The sequence below is a fragment of the Taibaiella koreensis genome (assembly GCF_003545715.1).
Classification (GTDB): Bacteria; Bacteroidota; Bacteroidia; order Chitinophagales; family Chitinophagaceae; genus Taibaiella; species Taibaiella koreensis.
Map to the genome: position 1 here is coordinate 29,220 of NZ_QVNU01000006.1, position 16,595 is coordinate 45,814.

At 51.4% G+C, this 16,595-nt stretch carries 14 protein-coding genes; 5 read left to right on the top strand and 9 right to left on the bottom strand.

The genetic code is table 11. The features are described 5' to 3' along the window. Positions 1–13: 13 nt before the first annotated feature. The 5 genes from DZK30_RS18480 to DZK30_RS18500 are packed head-to-tail and all read right to left on the bottom strand — an operon-like array spanning position 14 to position 3,807. Positions 14–949 (bottom strand): methionyl-tRNA formyltransferase, encoded by a 936-nt coding sequence (locus DZK30_RS18480; RefSeq protein WP_118975666.1) that lies wholly within the window; start codon positions 947–949, stop codon positions 14–16. Then, the gene (locus DZK30_RS18485; protein WP_118975667.1) at positions 940–2,085 is read right to left on the bottom strand and encodes an ABC transporter substrate-binding protein; all 1,146 of its coding nucleotides are present in this window, start codon (positions 2,083–2,085) and stop codon (positions 940–942) included. The genes DZK30_RS18480 and DZK30_RS18485 overlap by 10 nt, the downstream gene beginning before the upstream one ends. Positions 2,086–2,111: 26 nt before the next feature. Then, positions 2,112–2,648 (bottom strand): phage tail protein, encoded by a 537-nt coding sequence (locus DZK30_RS18490; protein WP_118975668.1) that lies wholly within the window; start codon positions 2,646–2,648, stop codon positions 2,112–2,114. A gap of 20 nt (positions 2,649–2,668) precedes the next feature. Then, entirely contained in the window at positions 2,669–3,217 is a 549-nt protein-coding gene (locus DZK30_RS18495; RefSeq protein ID WP_118975669.1) for a phage tail protein, read from the bottom strand. 50 nt (positions 3,218–3,267) lie between these two features. Beyond that, positions 3,268–3,807, bottom strand: a complete 540-nt coding sequence (locus tag DZK30_RS18500; RefSeq protein WP_118975670.1) for a phage tail protein — start codon at positions 3,805–3,807, stop codon at positions 3,268–3,270. A gap of 443 nt (positions 3,808–4,250) precedes the next feature. Between DZK30_RS18500 and DZK30_RS18505 the strand changes: the two genes are divergently transcribed. Genes DZK30_RS18505 through DZK30_RS18520 form a run of 4 tightly spaced genes read left to right on the top strand, consistent with a single transcriptional unit; the run spans position 4,251 to position 6,820 of the window. Next, entirely contained in the window at positions 4,251–4,679 is a 429-nt protein-coding gene (locus tag DZK30_RS18505; RefSeq protein ID WP_118975671.1) for a hypothetical protein, read from the top strand. Positions 4,680–4,690: 11 nt separating this feature from the next. After that, the gene (locus DZK30_RS18510) at positions 4,691–5,323 is read left to right on the top strand and encodes a hypothetical protein (protein ID WP_118975672.1); all 633 of its coding nucleotides are present in this window, start codon (positions 4,691–4,693) and stop codon (positions 5,321–5,323) included. After that, positions 5,320–6,135, top strand: coding sequence for a sensor histidine kinase (locus tag DZK30_RS18515; protein ID WP_118975673.1), 816 nt, complete (start codon positions 5,320–5,322; stop codon positions 6,133–6,135). Before DZK30_RS18510 ends, DZK30_RS18515 begins: the two co-directional genes overlap by 4 nt. Positions 6,136–6,148: 13 nt before the next feature. After that, on the top strand, positions 6,149–6,820 hold the full coding sequence (locus tag DZK30_RS18520) for a response regulator (RefSeq protein WP_118975674.1): 672 nt from the start codon (positions 6,149–6,151) through the stop codon (positions 6,818–6,820). A gap of 26 nt (positions 6,821–6,846) precedes the next feature. On the opposite strand, the gene DZK30_RS18525 is transcribed toward DZK30_RS18520, so the two are convergent. Next, positions 6,847–7,989: a S1/P1 nuclease gene (locus DZK30_RS18525; protein ID WP_118975675.1), complete on the bottom strand. Its 1,143-nt coding sequence runs from the start codon at positions 7,987–7,989 to the stop codon at positions 6,847–6,849. Positions 7,990–8,150: 161 nt separating this feature from the next. On the opposite strand from DZK30_RS18525, the gene DZK30_RS18530 reads away from it, so the two are divergent. Next, positions 8,151–11,996, top strand: coding sequence for a choice-of-anchor I family protein (locus DZK30_RS18530; RefSeq protein ID WP_118975676.1), 3,846 nt, complete (start codon positions 8,151–8,153; stop codon positions 11,994–11,996). Positions 11,997–12,357: 361 nt separating this feature from the next. Here the strand turns inward: DZK30_RS18530 and DZK30_RS18535 are convergent, their stop codons facing one another. The 3 genes from DZK30_RS18535 to DZK30_RS18545 form a co-directional block, all read right to left on the bottom strand. After that, positions 12,358–13,515 carry a T9SS type A sorting domain-containing protein gene (locus tag DZK30_RS18535; protein ID WP_205529494.1) on the bottom strand — a complete coding sequence of 386 codons (1,158 nt, stop codon included), beginning with the start codon at positions 13,513–13,515 and terminating at the stop codon, positions 12,358–12,360. A 107-nt stretch (positions 13,516–13,622) separates the two neighbouring features. Beyond that, positions 13,623–14,540, bottom strand: a complete 918-nt coding sequence (locus DZK30_RS18540) for a hypothetical protein (RefSeq protein WP_162903227.1) — start codon at positions 14,538–14,540, stop codon at positions 13,623–13,625. Between the two features lie 56 nt (positions 14,541–14,596). Next, a complete protein-coding gene (locus DZK30_RS18545) occupies positions 14,597–16,381 on the bottom strand; it encodes a fibronectin type III domain-containing protein (RefSeq protein ID WP_162903228.1) in 1,785 nt (594 codons plus the stop codon). Positions 16,382–16,595 lie beyond the last annotated feature (214 nt).

Consider the following 16,595-nt stretch of genomic DNA (forward strand, 5'->3'; position numbering starts at 1 on the left):
AGGCCATCGTACATCACATAAATGCCATACCACTGCGTATCCCAAAGCCGGCCAATGCGAACCCGGGCAAAAAGCCTTCTTCTGTAAACACGACGTCGGCCCTGATCACCGTATTATCTTTGCAGGCGATCCTTAGTCCTTTGACTTCATCAACAGTCAATAGGGTACCGGGAGTTGCCTTGCTACCGCCTTCATCTGCTACAATACTCACATAGCTCAGACCTATCGTCCAGCCATTCAACCGGGCCGGCGCTCCTTTATTCCATGGATTGCAAGCGTTGACCAGCCTCTGTACCGCAGCCGCATCCATACTGCTCCATTCGATCCATAGGTCCTGGGGGTTCGGCCGATCGTACCAGGAAGCCTGGGTATCATCCTGCGTCGCTTCTGTTATTGTGCCCGCTTGCATTTGCTGCAGCAGCTTTCCGCTCAGCTCCATGCCGCTAAAACCCAGCCCTGCAACGATCATTCCAAAAGTGGCCCCTGGCAGTATCGGCATTTTGCTGCTGAGCAGCATCGGTCCCTCGTCGATCCCGGCGGTCATCCGGTGGACTGTAACCCCGGTTTCTGCAACGCCGTTACGGATCATCCAGAAAAGCGGATTCGCCCCCCGGTATTCCGGAAGGGGCGCATAATGAAAATTAATAAAGCCTGACGGTGGTATGCTTAGCACTGATTCCGGTATTTTCCAGGGGAAGGTTTTTACCCATACTGCATCTGGTCCGGTCTCCCTAACCCATGCTTCAAGGTCGGGGGCAAAAGTTGCCTTTTTGAATAGCCGCAGGGGAACGCCATATTGGTTGCACATCATATGTACCACAGCCTGAACCTCGCTTTGCCGTGCCGTCATACCGACACCCGCTATGATCTTCATCTGTAGCAATTGATTCAGTGCCGGTAGTGCCAGGCGATCGTTACAAAGGATCAGCAGCTTCATGGTCAGGTGCATAAATAGTTATTGAACCATCCCGAGGTAATTCCCTGGGGGCGGTCTTGCAATACTTTCAGATGTTCATCCGGAGCGACAGCAACCTCATCGTGTATCTTAAGCGCCGCTTTTTTATTGCTATCGTTCAGCATTTCGGCAAAATACAAAGGGCCGTAGGCTGTTTGTGTCTGGGGATGGAAGGTTATAGCACCTCTGGGACTTTCGTAAGACCATCCTTCCTGCAGCATTTCCATAACGGCATCCTCTTGCTTACCGGCACCGGCCAGTAGCTGTGCGCAAATGATACCGGCCTCCCAGCCCAACAGATGGAAGACATTGGCGGTTTTACCCTTTTGCTCTGCGACAAAGTCGATGAATGCTTTATTACTGTCCCGTTCCAGTACCGATGCCCAGGGTATATAGGCATAAAAACGGGCATCCGGCAGCGTATAAGTAGCCATAGTTTGCTCTTCGGCCATGAAGGCCGAGCAATGAAAAGCCATATCGCCGGGTAATTGCTCGGCAGACAAGCCATTGAGAAACAGAGATGCCAGGTAAGTGCTGAAGCAAGCGAGCACCGGCGCATTCTGTTCTTCCCGTACAGCCTTTATAAAGGGCTGTACGGAAAATTCAGATTCTTTGTAGTGGCTTACGAAATTGTGCACAACAGCGCTACCGCCTTCTTCGGCACCACGAGCGTGCGCATTGGGCCCGCCATAACCACCGTCGTAAAATGAAGTGGCCAGAATAACGCCTTTCGCACTTTCCGCTGCCTTCCTTCCGGAAAGGTAGTTGGCATGCAAACCCTGGAGCGAAATATGCAAAGCGCGCTTGCCCGGTGCTGCATCGGGATAATTCATGCCCGGATCCAGCACGATCAGCGTTTTACCCGCTGCATCAAACAGCGGGTATAAAGAGGCTGCATTGGCCGGAGTAAGGTAGGCAATCACGCAATCGGCTTCATCCTGCAGCAACAGTTTTTCCGCCTTGGCGTAGATTACCTTCCTGTCTTCTCCAAAGCCGATGTTTTCGGGAATTGTCTTTATCGCTTCAAGATTATCGTATTTCAGTCTGCAGCGCAATCCGTCCAGTAAATCGAAACCCATTGCCGGATAATCGGTCGAACGTGGCAATAATATTCCGATCTTCTTTTCCATAATACTTTATTTTTTCAATTGAAACATTAGCCCCTTGCAGGAAACACACCATACATGCAAATAACATAGTTAAGCCCCAGGTATGGCGGTACGATGCTATAGGCCTGGTTGTTTCCAATGTTAGACATTTGTACGGCAACGCTATAGGGTTTCATCTGCACGCCACCCGATCCGGAATAACCACTGCCATTGGCCGCATAGATGCTGCCCCCCGGAGAGGACGTATTGCCCGTGTCGTCATAGCTTGAAGAATGCGCTACGATCTGTAACGGGTGAATGTGCGCCGGCATCTGGTTTAAACTAAGGGTAACATTTTCGGAGCCGCCCATTTGACCCAGGCTGTACGGAGACAGACCCGGCCCTTGCCCTGCACCCACGACCCTTCTTCCTGAAAGATTGGGCAGTCCGAACGTGGTGGTACCATTACCACCGTAAACAGTACCGAGTATAGAAAACAGAGCAGTGTTCTGTGCAATAGGAATAATTTGTCCCTGACAGTAAGCCCAGTTTTTGGGGGCGAAATTGCCCGCGAATAAAGTTGTAAATCCGATTACGCCTTCCATTGTTAGTTAATTTTTTAGGGTTAATTTCTGCTGGGGAATATTCCCTCTGTGCAAATAATGTAATTCATCGCCAGGTAAGGAGACAGATTGCTTACGGGTGTGCTACCGCCGGCTATAGGCGTGTTGCTTAGCGCGGAAGTGGGCGCCAGCTGACCATCGCCGGTCACAGTGGTATACCTGCTGCTAAAATCGGCTGGCACATTACCTGCAGGATTGCTTTGGTTGCCGGAATCATTAAATGCACCGGGAGCACCGGTAACAGAGAGTACTACGTGGTTATGCATCGGCAGGTTGGAGGACAGCAAGGTCGTTTGCTCCGTTCCTGCAGCCTGACCCAGGATATAATTGGGTTGACCCGGGCCCTGACCGGTGCCTACAGCCGACCTTCCCCTCAGATCGGGAAGAGCAAAGGTAGTAACGCCGTCGCCCCCGTAGGTTGTGCCCAGCAACGCGTATAAGGCAGTATTGGCAGCGATGCTCTGCAGGGAACCATTACAGAAAGCCCAGCTAAGTGGTGCAAAGTTGCCGGCGAATATAGTGACTGTAGCTAAATAAGGATCTACAAACATTTTCCTGATTGATTAATAGTTAGTAAATGGGAATAAGGATCCATCCAGTATTAGTTTCTGGAAGGGAATATGCCATACATACAGATAATGTAATTGAGCGCCAGGTAAGGCGATTGGTTGTTATAAGGAATGCTGGCCCCTGATACACCTATGGTAGTGTTATAGGTAGGCGCAGTCATCGTCGCATCGGGCACGCTGTTGCTATAACCGTTGTTAAGCATACCCGGAAAGTTGCCGCCTGGCTCACCGGTAGCACCATTGGTCGCATTGGCTTGCAGAGCAATGTTAGCGCTTCCGTTGTGGTTGTGCGCAGGAAGGTTGGCAATCATCAGGGTTGTGTTGGCATTACCCGACACCTCTCCCAAGACATAATTTTCGCCGCCGGCTAATTGACCTGTGCCCAAAGGCATTCTGCCACGAAGATCGGGCAGTCCAAACGTTACCCGGCCATCGCCTCCGTAAGTTGTTCCCAGCAAGGAGAAGAGGGCTGTGTTCTGGGCGATGGAGAGGAGCTGTCCATAACAATATGCCCAGTTTTTCGGAGAGAAATCGGCAGCCCATGTAGTGACTACTGCCATAGTACCTTCCATATAATGAATCGTTTTGTGGTTAAAAAAAGATGGTTAAATTCAGTTTGGCCGGTGTGCAGTATAAAGTACCAGCTGTTGCTAATAGAATTACTACAACGACACCCCAAAAATAATCTGCGTTTGCATCAACCATGAGCGCATAATTACCTGATTCCAAAAACAGGTGTTTTCACCTGGTTATCTAAAACAAGCAATCCGTAATAAGAGTACCCGTACCAGGCTCTTCATCTACGCCCGGCAAGGCTTTGCGGAGAAAAACCATACTTTGCAAAAGATAATTGCTGAAAAAACAGGTGTTTTCACGTGTTGTCATACGCCGGAATAAAGCCAATCTTTGCATGCAGAAAGAATAACTTAAGCATAAGATGAAGAATGGCCGGGGTTGTTTCCGATTAGCCGTTACTTTGCGCCTCTATTCATTTAACCTTAAAAAATAAATTCTCATGAGCGAATTCTCACATCCGCCGGTTCCCGAGGATCAGGCAATTGCATGGACCACTAACTGGAGAAACTACTATGGCTCCATCACCGGTACCGATCCCAATGATGCCCTGAGGGCTTTCAAGATTCCCCTGGAAGATCTGCAGGCACTGGTAGATATGGCCAAGGACGATAACAATATTGATTCGGTAAGGGCTTATCTCGCGCTCACCGAAGATCGCGTGGGCGATGTGATCAATGCCAGTGAGGTGCATATTGTGCTTGTTCCGGTAGCCAAAAACCCAAACATCATGCCACCTGTACCCGATCCCGGTATTGATATACTGCAGGCATCGAAGGCTGGTAAAACTGTTTCTACCATCATGGACTTCACTACACCCTGCCCGGCCATGTGCGATTTTCAGAGCCCACTGTACGGCATTAAAGAATAATCACCTATCCTATGCCTGGAATTTATGCTAGTATCGTTGTGCCGGGAACCATCCTGCTGCCGGTTACTATTGCTATTATCAGGCAAGGTTATCGCGAAGGCCCGGGCAAAATGATCTTTATCTACCTGCTCCTGGCCGGCTTTTTCAATATCCTGGCGGCCGTTCTGGCTGCCAGGAGTATTAATAACCTACCTTTCCTGCACCTGTACACCGTATTGGAGTTTGGCATCATCACCGCTTTCTTTTACACCGCATCTTCTACCCTCCAGGAAAAAAAACTGATCCGCTGGCTCTGGATTCTATTCCCTGTACTTGCCCTCCTGAACATCCTTCACTTGAACTCGATCTACCTCTATAACCTTATCCCACGCTCGGTTGAGGCCCTGATCGTTCTTATTTTATGTATTCACTTCCTGATGAAAAGCCTGAGCTTTTCGGCAGCTCCCGTTCCTTTCTTTAATTTTGCTATAGTAGTGGCGCTGCTCCTGTACTTCTCCGGTTCCCTGGCTTTGTTTGCCTTATCCGATTTTATTATCGCCAATAAAACGATCAACCGGCTAATCTGGACTACACATGCTACCTTTGTATTAATCATGTACCTTATTATTGCCGTAGCCTATTACAAAAACGGGAAAGAACAATGATCTACGTTTACGTTATCGTGGGAATGTGCAGTTCATTTTTATTGGCCCTGGCTCTTTTACTTTTTTATCTCCGTTATAAGAAGAATATTCTGCAACAGCAATTCCAGATCCAGCAGAAAGAGCTGGACTATCAGAAAAAGCTGACGCAGGTAATCATCACTTCACAGGAACAGGAGCGGAAGCGGATAGGAAAGGAGCTGCACGACGATGTGGGCAACGCCCTGGCCTCGCTTCGTCTTTACCTGGACAAGTACTTGTACCTGCCCAACCAGGATAACGTTGCGATCAAGGAAGAATACAAGAAACGGATAGGTTCCATTTTCAATAAGCTACGTACCATCAGCCACCAGTTATCGGTTGCGGAGATCGAGCTGTTCGGCCTCCGGGAAGCCTTATTCATGCTGAGTGAGCATATCGAGCAATCGGGCGCATTTACCATTAACATCGATGAATCGAAAATCAGGATACCGGAATCGCTGGAATACGATACCGCGGTGATCATCTACCGGGTATTCCAGGAGCTGCTGACCAATACGATCAAGCATGCCGGCGCCAATAAGGTAGACATAGGCTTTGAACAGCATGTGGTATCGGGAGAGCTTATTATCCGCTATGCAGACAACGGCAAAGGTTTGTCATCGAACACACTGCTCCACGGGCTTGGATTTAAGAACATTGAAAGTCGTTTACAGGCTGTAAACGGCTACTATAATATAGACAGGGAAACCAAAAAGGGATTCGTAATGAATATCTTTATCCCCGAATTAGAGCTAGTACGGCCTAGCTATGCGCCGGTGACCGAACCAATCTAAATAGTGCCTTTTTATGAACCAGATCAGCTTAGCCATAGTCGACGACCAGGAGCTATTCCGGCAGGGTATCATCGCCTTGATGAGTAAGATCCCGCAAGTGAAATTGGTCGCCGATGCCGCTTCCGGAACAGCGTTGCTCCAATACCTGGCCGGGAGCCCGCTTTTACCTGATATTGTTTTAATGGATATGGAAATGCCGGGCATGAACGGCATAGAGCTTAACCGCGCCCTCCACCAGCAATACCCCGATATCAAAGTGATTATGCTTACCCTCTACGACCAGGGACGCTATGTATTCAAAATGGTGGAGGAAGGCGTATGTGGCTACTTGTCCAAGAGTTGTAGTATGGAGGAATTGCAGGAAGCGATCGTCAAAGTGCATACTTCCGGCTTCTTCTTCACAGACCTGATCAAAAATGCACTGCAGCAATCTTCAGATTTCAGGAAAAAGCAGCCGCTGCATTTCAACAGCAATGTGGCCGACCTTACCGTAAGGGAAAAAGAGATCATGAACCTGATCTGCAAAGAATACACCAATACCGAAATTGCTGAGAAACTATTCATCAGCCCCCGTACCGTCGAAGGGCACCGGAACAACCTATTGATGAAGACCGGCAGCAAAAACACCGCCGGCCTCGTTGTATTCGCTATTAAGCATGGCATTTATGATGTGGTGATCCACTAGACCAAAATGCCGCGGCGCCTTGTTGCTTATGGCAGCTTTATTTGTCCGGGATCGGACACCACAATCTCGGCCTTACCCTTAAATAGCTTCACCTTTCCCGTGACACAGATGTCCTTGCCGTCGAGAAATGTTTCGGGAGTATAGGAGAACCGGCTACGGTCTTCGCCGAAGATAACCATAGTAAAAGGGCTTGCAGGATAAGCCGCACCCATATTGATCAGCGTGGGTGTACCTTTGGCCTGTGCCAGGAACTTGCCGCCATACACTTTCCCACATATGGTAACATCCTTGCCTATATATTGCTGCGCGTCTTCCGGCCGTATTGTTTTCTGCTGATCGCTTGCCGGTGTTTTTGCGTTCGCTACCGGAGAAGCTCCATTGAAAAGACTTTCGAGCAAGGCCCCCAATCTGAGCCCTGCATACAGCAATTGCGTCCGGATAAGATCGCTGTGTGCCGCGCTATATGCGGCGTCTATCGTATTACCTTTAAAGCTGTAGACTTCCGGAAGATGCGCTCTTGATTCGGTCATCCACCGTACAAAATCGACCTGTGTCAGCGTCCGGATGGCCCCTTCGCTCAGACCACCTTTTAGCTTCAGGCAGTCTTCAAGGGAGATATGCTGTTGCTGTATGATCTGGTCGTCCCATATCCAATGCAGGTTGGAAGGCACGCCTTCAAAATCGAGCTTAATGTCGTTGCCCCCCTTATCCGAAGCATAACCGTCGTGAAGTGGTTGGTGCAGATCGCCCACTAGGTGGAACAGGATCATCAGGTCTTTACGTGCCTGGTCGGCGCATAGCGTATTCCGGTGCCGCAGCTCGCGGCTGGCCTGAGTAAGCATGCTGACAATATTTTCTTCACCGGAAACCTGGTATGCCTGCCCTTCGGGAATGTTGATATAATGCCAGGGCTTCATAAAATCATAGTCGTGATCGCTACGCATCTCGTCCATCCATACAGAAGCTTTTTCGGGCGTAACATTCTCCAAACATTGCTTCACTTGCTGGCGGGCCGGTTCGCTCAGGGTACGCATGGCTATCTCGGCTACGATCTCATGGCCGGTCTTGCCCCAGGCCAGGGCCTTGTCGGCAGAGCATAAAAGCCCTGCTAAGAGCGCAAAAAAGCAGGCAACTAAAGGACTGAGGCAGTCCCTGGTTATTGGCTTCATCTAATTGGTTATTGGTATTACTGGATTGAGCCTAAAGGTAGGCATTGCGCCGGTAGCGCTGCACTACAACAGTTGCGCTGTTGCATATTTTTCATTTTCGTAACACGGAAGTCGCAATTCCATAACATTAGCCGGTAATCTTTGCCGCTTAAATATTTTCTATGATGAAATCCTTTACCCGGCCGGCCCTGGTATTGCTCACCATGTGGATGAGCCAGGCCCTGCACGCCCAGAGTGTCATTACGCAATGGAACTTCAATTCCGCCACGCCGGACAACGATCTTAGCACCGGTACTACCAATCCTTCCACCGGCGCCGGTACCTTAACGGTTATCGGTGGCCTGACACCCAACTTTGCCTCCGCCAACGCCAGCGGTGGTTCCAGTGATCCCATCACTGCCGATAATTCAGGACTGGGATTGACCAGCTTTCCAACCCAGGGCACTGCGAATAAAACAGCAGGCATCCAGTTTGCCGCAGCTACCACAGGCTATCAGGACATCCGGATCACCTTCGACCTGCGCCATAGCAATACCGGCCCGGCCAACCTGCAATTACAATACACCACCAATATCACTGCCACCACACCGGCATGGACCGATTTCCAGGGTGCAGCTGCTACCGGCGGAGACGCGTGGTTTCCCCGCAACTTTGACCTGAGCACGGTCCCGGCACTGAACAACAATCCCAATGCCGGTTTCCGGATCGTATCGGCCTTTGCTTCCGGCACCAGCTACGCAGCCTCCAATAGTGGCAGCAACTATGCTCCTGCCGGCACCTGGCGTTTTGATATGGTCAGCGTTAAAGGCACATCGACAGCAGGCGACAATACACCACCTGTAGCCAACAGCGCGGCGGCCATCAACAGCACGACTTCCTATATCAAGTTCAACGAGCCGCTTTCAGCCGCCAGCGCCGGCACGCTGTCGCACTATACTTTTACACCTTCGCTGACGATCAGCACCGCTACCCTCAGCCCAACAGGAGATACGGTTTGGCTCAGCCATGCAGCCTTGTCCGACGGTCAGCCCTATACCCTGGACGTTAACGGTGTCCAGGACCTTGCCGGCAATACCATGAGCGCCGCCAGCTTCAACCTGCTGTTCAACGCAGCGCTGCCGCCGCTGGTGATCACCGAGATCATCCACTCTCCTAACGATATCGAGATGATCGAGATCTACAACCCTGGCCCTACAGCCATTCCCCTGGGTGGTCTGAAATGGACGGACGGTACAACCGGCGCCTTTCCGGTGATGACATTGCAACCCGACAGCGCCATTATTTTTGCCACAGCACCCACAACCGCCTCAGCAAGCCTTCATGTCAATACCGTTTATACTATCAACAATGGTCTTGGCTCTACCGACGACATCCTCGTAATTCGTAATGGTCTCAATCAGGTGATCGATTCCGTTGCTTATTATGTAGGCATCAACGGATGGCCCTCCGCCCCCACCGGTACCTATGGTTACTCCTTTGAACTGAATAATGCCACGAACGACAATAACCTCGGCAGCAACTGGGCCGTACCCCTCAATACGGTAAGCCCGCAACCTGCCGGCGGTGTGGTACGGGCCACTCCAGGCAAATATCCTGCCCCTGCCATCGCACCCACCGCGACGGTAAGCTTTGTCGGCACCAAAACCAATGTTTCGGAGAATAGTACAGAAGTGGCCATCGTAGCCAATCTTACCGGTGGTGGCGCCAGCCCCGCTTCTATCGACCTGGAGCTGTTACCTATCGGTACCGCCACCAGCGGAAGCGATTTTACCCTGCCTGCCGATATGCAGTTCAACTGGCCGGCTAATGCGAATAATGTAAATGACACCATCCGCATCACGATCAATAATGATGTCCTCGCCGAGCCTTCCGAATACTTTATCCTGCGCCTCAGCAATCCTGTGAACACTATAGCTCCCGGCGCTGCGGCCAACAATTTTACCGTATTCATCCAGGATGACGATTTTACTGCTCCTGCGCCCAGCAATAACCTTGTACTGAACCACCTCAATTCCTTCAGCAATGGCCCTGCCGGTCCCAATTCGGCCGAGATCGTGGTGCATGACCCCGCCTCACAACGCCTGTTCATCGCCAATTCGCTTGGCGCCAAACTGGATATTGTAGATTTTGACAATCCGGCAGCCCCGGTATTGCTTCAGTCTGTTTCGATAACGCCCTACGGCAATATCAACTCTGTAGTGGTAAAGAACGGCATCGTAGCGGCAGCCGTAGAAAGCGCCGATCCGCAAACTGCCGGTAAGGTTGTCTTTTTCGATACCAACGGCGTCTTCATCAACCAGGTAACGGTAGGGGCCATGCCCGACATGATCGTATTCAACCATGCCGGGACCAGAGTGCTTACGGCCAATGAAGGCGAACCCAATACTGCTTACACTTCCGATCCCGAAGGATCGGTCTCTATCATTGATATTTCCGGCGGCATTCCAGGTCTTACGCAAGCCAATGTAAGCACGGCAGCATTTACCGCTTACAACAGCCAGGTAGCTACGCTGAAAGCATCCGGGGTCCGTATCTTCGGCCCGGGGGCCACTGTAGCGCAGGATATAGAACCCGAATACATTACGATCTCGGCTGATGATCAGACGGCATGGGTAACCTGCCAGGAAAACAATGCCCTGGCCACCCTTGATCTGCAGACGGCGACGATCACGGCGCTCCGTCCTTTGGGCACCAAAGATCATATGCAGACCCGGAATGCGCTCGACGCCAGCGACCAGGGCGGCGTAGTTCAGATCGCCAACTGGCCGGTTAAAGGTTTGTATATGCCCGACGCTATCACTTCCTTTAGTACAGGTGGTCAGACTTACCTGCTCACCGCCAATGAAGGCGACTCCCGCGAATACAACGGCTATTCGGAGATCAAGCGCCTCAGCGATGCTTCCTATGTACTGGATCCCGTGGCTTTCCCATATCCTGAAGCCATTAAGGCCAATATCGGGCGGCTCAACATTACCACAGCTTCGGGCGATACCGATAATGACGGCGACTTTGATGAGATCCACGCTTACGGCGGCCGCTCCTTTTCCATATGGAATGCTACGACCGGTGCCCTGGTATGGGACAGCGGCGACGATATGGAGCAGATCATCGCACACCATCCGGTATTCGGTCCCTTGTTCAATGCCAGCAATGCCAACAATACCTTCAAGAACCGCAGCGACGATAAAGGCCCCGAGCCGGAAGGGATTACTGTAGCCACGATCAACAATAAAGTATATGCTTTTGTCGCCCTGGAAAGGATCGGAGGCTGCATGGTGTACGACATTACCAATCCGGCGGCTCCCGTATTCAGCGACTATAAGAATACCCGTACCATCGCCTCTTATGGCGGCGACCAGGGTGCGGAAGGTATCATGTACATCAAGCCCGAAGATTCACCCAACGGTTCCGGAATATTGATCCTGGCCAACGAAGTCTCCTCCACGCTGGCGATCTTCCAGGTACAGGACAATACGCCGCTGGCGATCAAGCTCACCGGTATCCAGGCAACGAATGTGAACAGCCGCAACCGCATTGACTGGAACAGCGCCAGCGAAGACATCGGTGATAGGTATGAGCTGGAAAAAAGCACCGATGGACAGCACTTCAACACCCTGGCCGGGATTACAGCAAAAGGTAATGCCGCCGCTTATACTTACTGGGACGAGCAACCAGCCACTGGCTGGACCTATTACAGGCTGAAGCTGAGCAATACCGGCAACGACTATAGCTATAGCCAGATCGTAAAGGCCTACCAGGAAAAGGACAATGCCTTCCGCCTGAACGCCTATCCCAATCCGGCCAGCGATGCCCTGGTTGTATCCGTAAACCAGTTTGATCATGAAGCTACAGTGACATTACGCGATGTCAGCGGCAAAATAGTGCTGCAGGAACAAATGACAGCACCTTCTGTCCGGTTGGATATGAAGCGCATGCCCGCAGGCATTTATATGCTGCACTACAAAGACGGTGCGCATGCCGTGCATATGAAGCTAAGCAAACAATAAGATTGTAAGTACCTGCTATCGAAAGGAGCTGCCGGCTGGCAGCTCCTTTCTTTTTTAAGACTTGTATAATCGTTAAGCAACAGAAAGCGGTACGGCACATCGGTAACCCCTTTCACCGTGCGGACCGCTATTGTGTTCCGACCGGCAGGTTGCGGCGCTGCAGGAAGCGGGAAACCACTGTCATGGTGAGCGCAGTCGAACCATGAAAAAGGCAATCCGGACGCCATAGATTTTTGCCGTGCTCCAGCGCAGCTTAGCAAGACAAAAATTCAGCGCTCCGACCGGCAGATTGCCATCTGTCCAAGGACAAAAAAATAGCCGCCTCCTGGGAGGCAGCTATGCACACATTTATCTTTCCTTTCTATTTTTTGTAGACTTTAAGGGTTTGGCTATGGTGGCTATCCTGGTATTGCACCAGGTAAAATCCTTGCGCCAGGTGCTTCATGGAAAGCATAGTGCTGCCGTTCCCTGGTTGGGTCGCAAGCAGCTGCCGGCCCATGGCATCCATCAGCAGGAGCTTGCCATCCTGTCCGCCGCGGATCGAGATATTAAGATAATCGCCGGCCGGATTAGGATAGGCATTCATAGCGAATGCTTCGCCCTTCATGGTTGCCGCAACAATACGCGAGTAAGTTCCTGTACCTTTTTCAGCATTGTCGAGGTACAGGCGATAATAGCTGACGCCGGTATAGGGCTGCTCATCGATAAAGCTATATTGCGAAGGCGCCTTCCCTTTCGCATCGAGCGAGCCGATGGTTTCAAAATGGCTGCCGTCGGTGCTCCGTTCTATACGGAACTCATCTCCCGCCGCTTCACTCAATGTACTCCATTCAATACGGTTACGATTACCGGCGTTCTGAGCAGTGATATCGCCCAGGACGATCAGCAAAGGCGTGCTGTTTAAGGTGTGGGCAAAAAAACCGGAAAATCCGGGCGTGGTAAAGGTCACTTCGTAAAAGCCGGCGCCATTATGTACAATGCTGCCGGGCGTCAATACTTCTTTGACGGCATCGTTATACTGACCGTTCGGACCTGTGGTACCGTCTGAGGGCAGACCATGAAATACTGTGATCCTAAGATTGGGATTGGTAGCAACATCGATCGGCGGATAATCGCTGTTGCCGAGCGTTGCTGCCAAGGTATTGTAAGCATCGAAATCGGCCTGGCTGAAATACAGGGTAACGGTGGCGCTCTGCTGGGCGTTCTGGCTGGGATGCAATTCGTAGTAGCGTCCTACAAGGGGCTGCCCGTTGAACAGGAAGGCAGCGTTATTTACCGTAACCGAAGCCGTTACATTGCCCAGGTTGGCAGCCGAGCTGATAGTGCCTATCATCTCGCAATTGTGGTTGGTCGTGTACTGCGTGGTACTGCCCGGGCCCTGCGGCTGCGGCGCGGCCACATAGCTGGCGGAAGGTATGCTTGCAGGCGTTACGACGATTGTTCCGCTGGCGATCTGCGCATACAGGCTATTGCCCAGGAAAAGTCCGGTCAGCGCCGCTGTTATTGTATTTCGTTTCAAACACATCGTAGGTAATGATTTAATAGTGTAAAGAGCATAAGCCCACCGGGCGGTTATAATACGCGCCGTTCCCGGCGGGCTTATGCAAGCGTCAGGCAACGGATGCCTTATTGGTTGATGCAGCCATTGGCATCGGTAATCTTGGTCAGGTCATAAGTAATGGTAGCAGAAGGCATGCCTAAAGAAATAGCCGCGCCATTGGCAATACTGTTGTAAGTATTCGGTGTGGTGCCGTCGCTGATCACAACATCGAAGGGTCCGGTACCGGCAGTGCTGTTGTAAGTAACCTGTGCTGTAACGCCGGAACAGATAGGTGTAACGCCTGTGATGGTGGCGTTGGGCTTGGGATAAGCGGTAATGGTAAAGTCACCGCCGTTGCCTGTGCTGGCGCAAGTCCTCCCGGCATCGGTATAGCTGGCCGATACGGCTATAGCAGCCACTTTATTGGCAGCGGTGGTATTATCAAGGGTAAAGCCCGCAATGCTGGCTGTACCGGAAGTTGTAGCAAGACCTACCGCATCGCCGGTAGCGGTCCAGCTATATACAGTGCCTGCAGGATTATTGGTCCCGGTAAAGCTTATGGCCGTAACAGGGGTGCCGTTACAAGCCAGTACCGGAGCGGTTGCTGCAATAGTAGGTACCGGCACTACAGACAGTGTAAAGGATACAGGCGTACCCTCGCAGGTACCGTTGGTAGGTGTTATGGTTATGGTTTGGGCAATGGTGGCGTTGGTGGCATTGGTTACCAGGAAGGCAGGGATGGACGTCACGCCGGTAAGGTTGTTAAGGCCGATGCCAGTACCGCCGCTTACATTAAAAGTGGCGCTATTGCTACCGGTAAGGGTAATCGCAGTGGTGGTGGCGCCGGCGCAATACGCTACGTTGGTGGGAGCGGTTGCAGAAGGAGCCGAAACAGTGATCGTTGCAGAGGATATCTGTGCTTTAGCCTCATTGACGTTCAGGAAAGCGATTGCTGATAAAGCGCCGATTGCGGTAAAGCGTTTAACGATCGAAGAAGTGTTCATGTTACGTTGCATTTTTGATTTGGGTAGATTATGTTTTATTGGATTGGTAAAAAAACTTAGGGATTGACGCAACCTTCGCTGCTGGTGATCTGTACCAGCTCGTATTGATTGGCGCCGGCGGCCGGTAGCTGACTGGCATCGGGTGAAAATGAAGCGCCTGAGGCGATATTGGTATAGCTGAAGGTATTGTTGGCCTGTACCTGTTTGATCAGAAGGCTGAAGGGACCGGCTGCGGCACCGCTACTATTGAAACGAAGCGCCGCCGTACTTTCCTGCCCCGGACAGAGCACGGCCTGCAACGCCAGCAAGTCGCCTGTAGGCGCTGCTTTTACAGTAAAGGCCGCCGTGCTATCACTGATCACAGCGCCGTTGATCACCCTGATGCGATAACCGCTGCCCGCTGCAGTACCTGCCGGCACACTTACCGATATGGGGCTGGCACTGCCGGAGCCTATTACTGCGGGACTGCTAAAGGAGCCGGAAGCGTTGCTTAGCTGAACGGTATAGACGCCTGCGCTTAGTGTAGTCGCAAAGCCTATGCTGGTGGTCGCAGCTGTACCGTTGCAGAAGGCGGCGATGGCGTTGCCCGCCACACCGGTGATGACGCCGGTAACTGCTGCTGTAGTGACACAGGCTGCTGCGCCTAATGCTGTTTCTTTATTGTCGTTGTTTCTCGCTTTTACCTGGAAGCAATATTGGGTAGCCGGCTCCAGACCGTTTGCGGTAGCCGTCCAGCTGTTATAGGGTTGCCACACCGCTGTCGTCCCCAGGCTTCCATTGGCCTGTACCCATTTGCCGGTCGTACTTTCCCATACCGCATACTGGGTTGTATTGGTACCGGCGCTACCGTTAGGGTTGCTGTTCTCATCAATAATGAAATCGATCTTATGTTCCTGGTCAGTGCTGCTCTGATCGGCGAATATGCCGGGCACCGCAGCCAGCGTAGTCGTATCGTACAAGGTACCGAAGCTGGTGCCTATCCCATTGGTGGCATAAGCTTTGAAGTAGTAATGTGTGTTAGGCGAGAGCGTAGTCAGGTTTGTGGTATAAGGGCCTGTACCCGTCCCGTTATTGGTCTGGTTGCCCAAGGCTGTGGTCTCGCCCCAGGCAAGGCCCTTTGCGGTAACCGTGCTGCCACCATCACTGGAAACATTGCCACCGGAGGTAAAGGAAGCGGCTGTCACACCGCTGCCCCTGGTGGTGCTCACCGCAGGTGCGGTAGCCGCAGCGGCAAAGGTAGCTATCGCGCTTAGGTCATCGACCGCCAGGCCATGATCATTGCCTGAATCGTCTTTATCATACCATCGCAGCATGATAGTACCATTGGGCGCGATACTCAAACCGGTAATGGTTGCGGTGATACCAGCTACCTGGTTGGCGGCGGTGTTGCCGTTCAATGCAGCCGCAGAGGATGTGTGGATGGGACTCTTGAAATCCAGAGTGCTAACCGCGGTATAACTGCCGGAATTGATCGTGGTTGACGCGGTTGAGTAAGCAAAGGCAAGACTTTGGACAGCAGCGTTACCGCCATTGCGCCATTGTTCGCCGGTATAGGTGATCGTGATGCTGGTGATATTGCTTGTTCCTGTGTTTTTCAGCAGCACACCATAATAAAGATCGTCTGTTGTTCCCGAGGCGACTGAACCCAAAGCTCTTTCATTTGAGCCGCTGGCGCCGAAGCTATACAAGGAACCGCCATTAGAAGATCCCGTTCCGGCGTTAAGCCCGGTGGTACTCGATGCGTAATACCAGCCGGCAAGTGTGCTGTTGTTAGCCCAGGTAGTATTTGAAGTCGGCAGGCCGTCAAAGTTCTGTGTATAGGTAGGGTTCGCATTGGTCAAATTTTGCGCCCTTCCCTGAATACCCAAAAGCATTGTTAAAGAAAATAGAAGACCAAGCTTCGAAATACCAAAATTGCAATTCATAATTACATGTTTTTCATTAAACATGGCGTAAAAGTAGCGTCACGGTATGATGGAATTGTTAAATAAATGTTGTTGTTTTGTTATTGATTTCACAAATAGAAAATTGCCGATCAGCCTTGATATTGAGTGT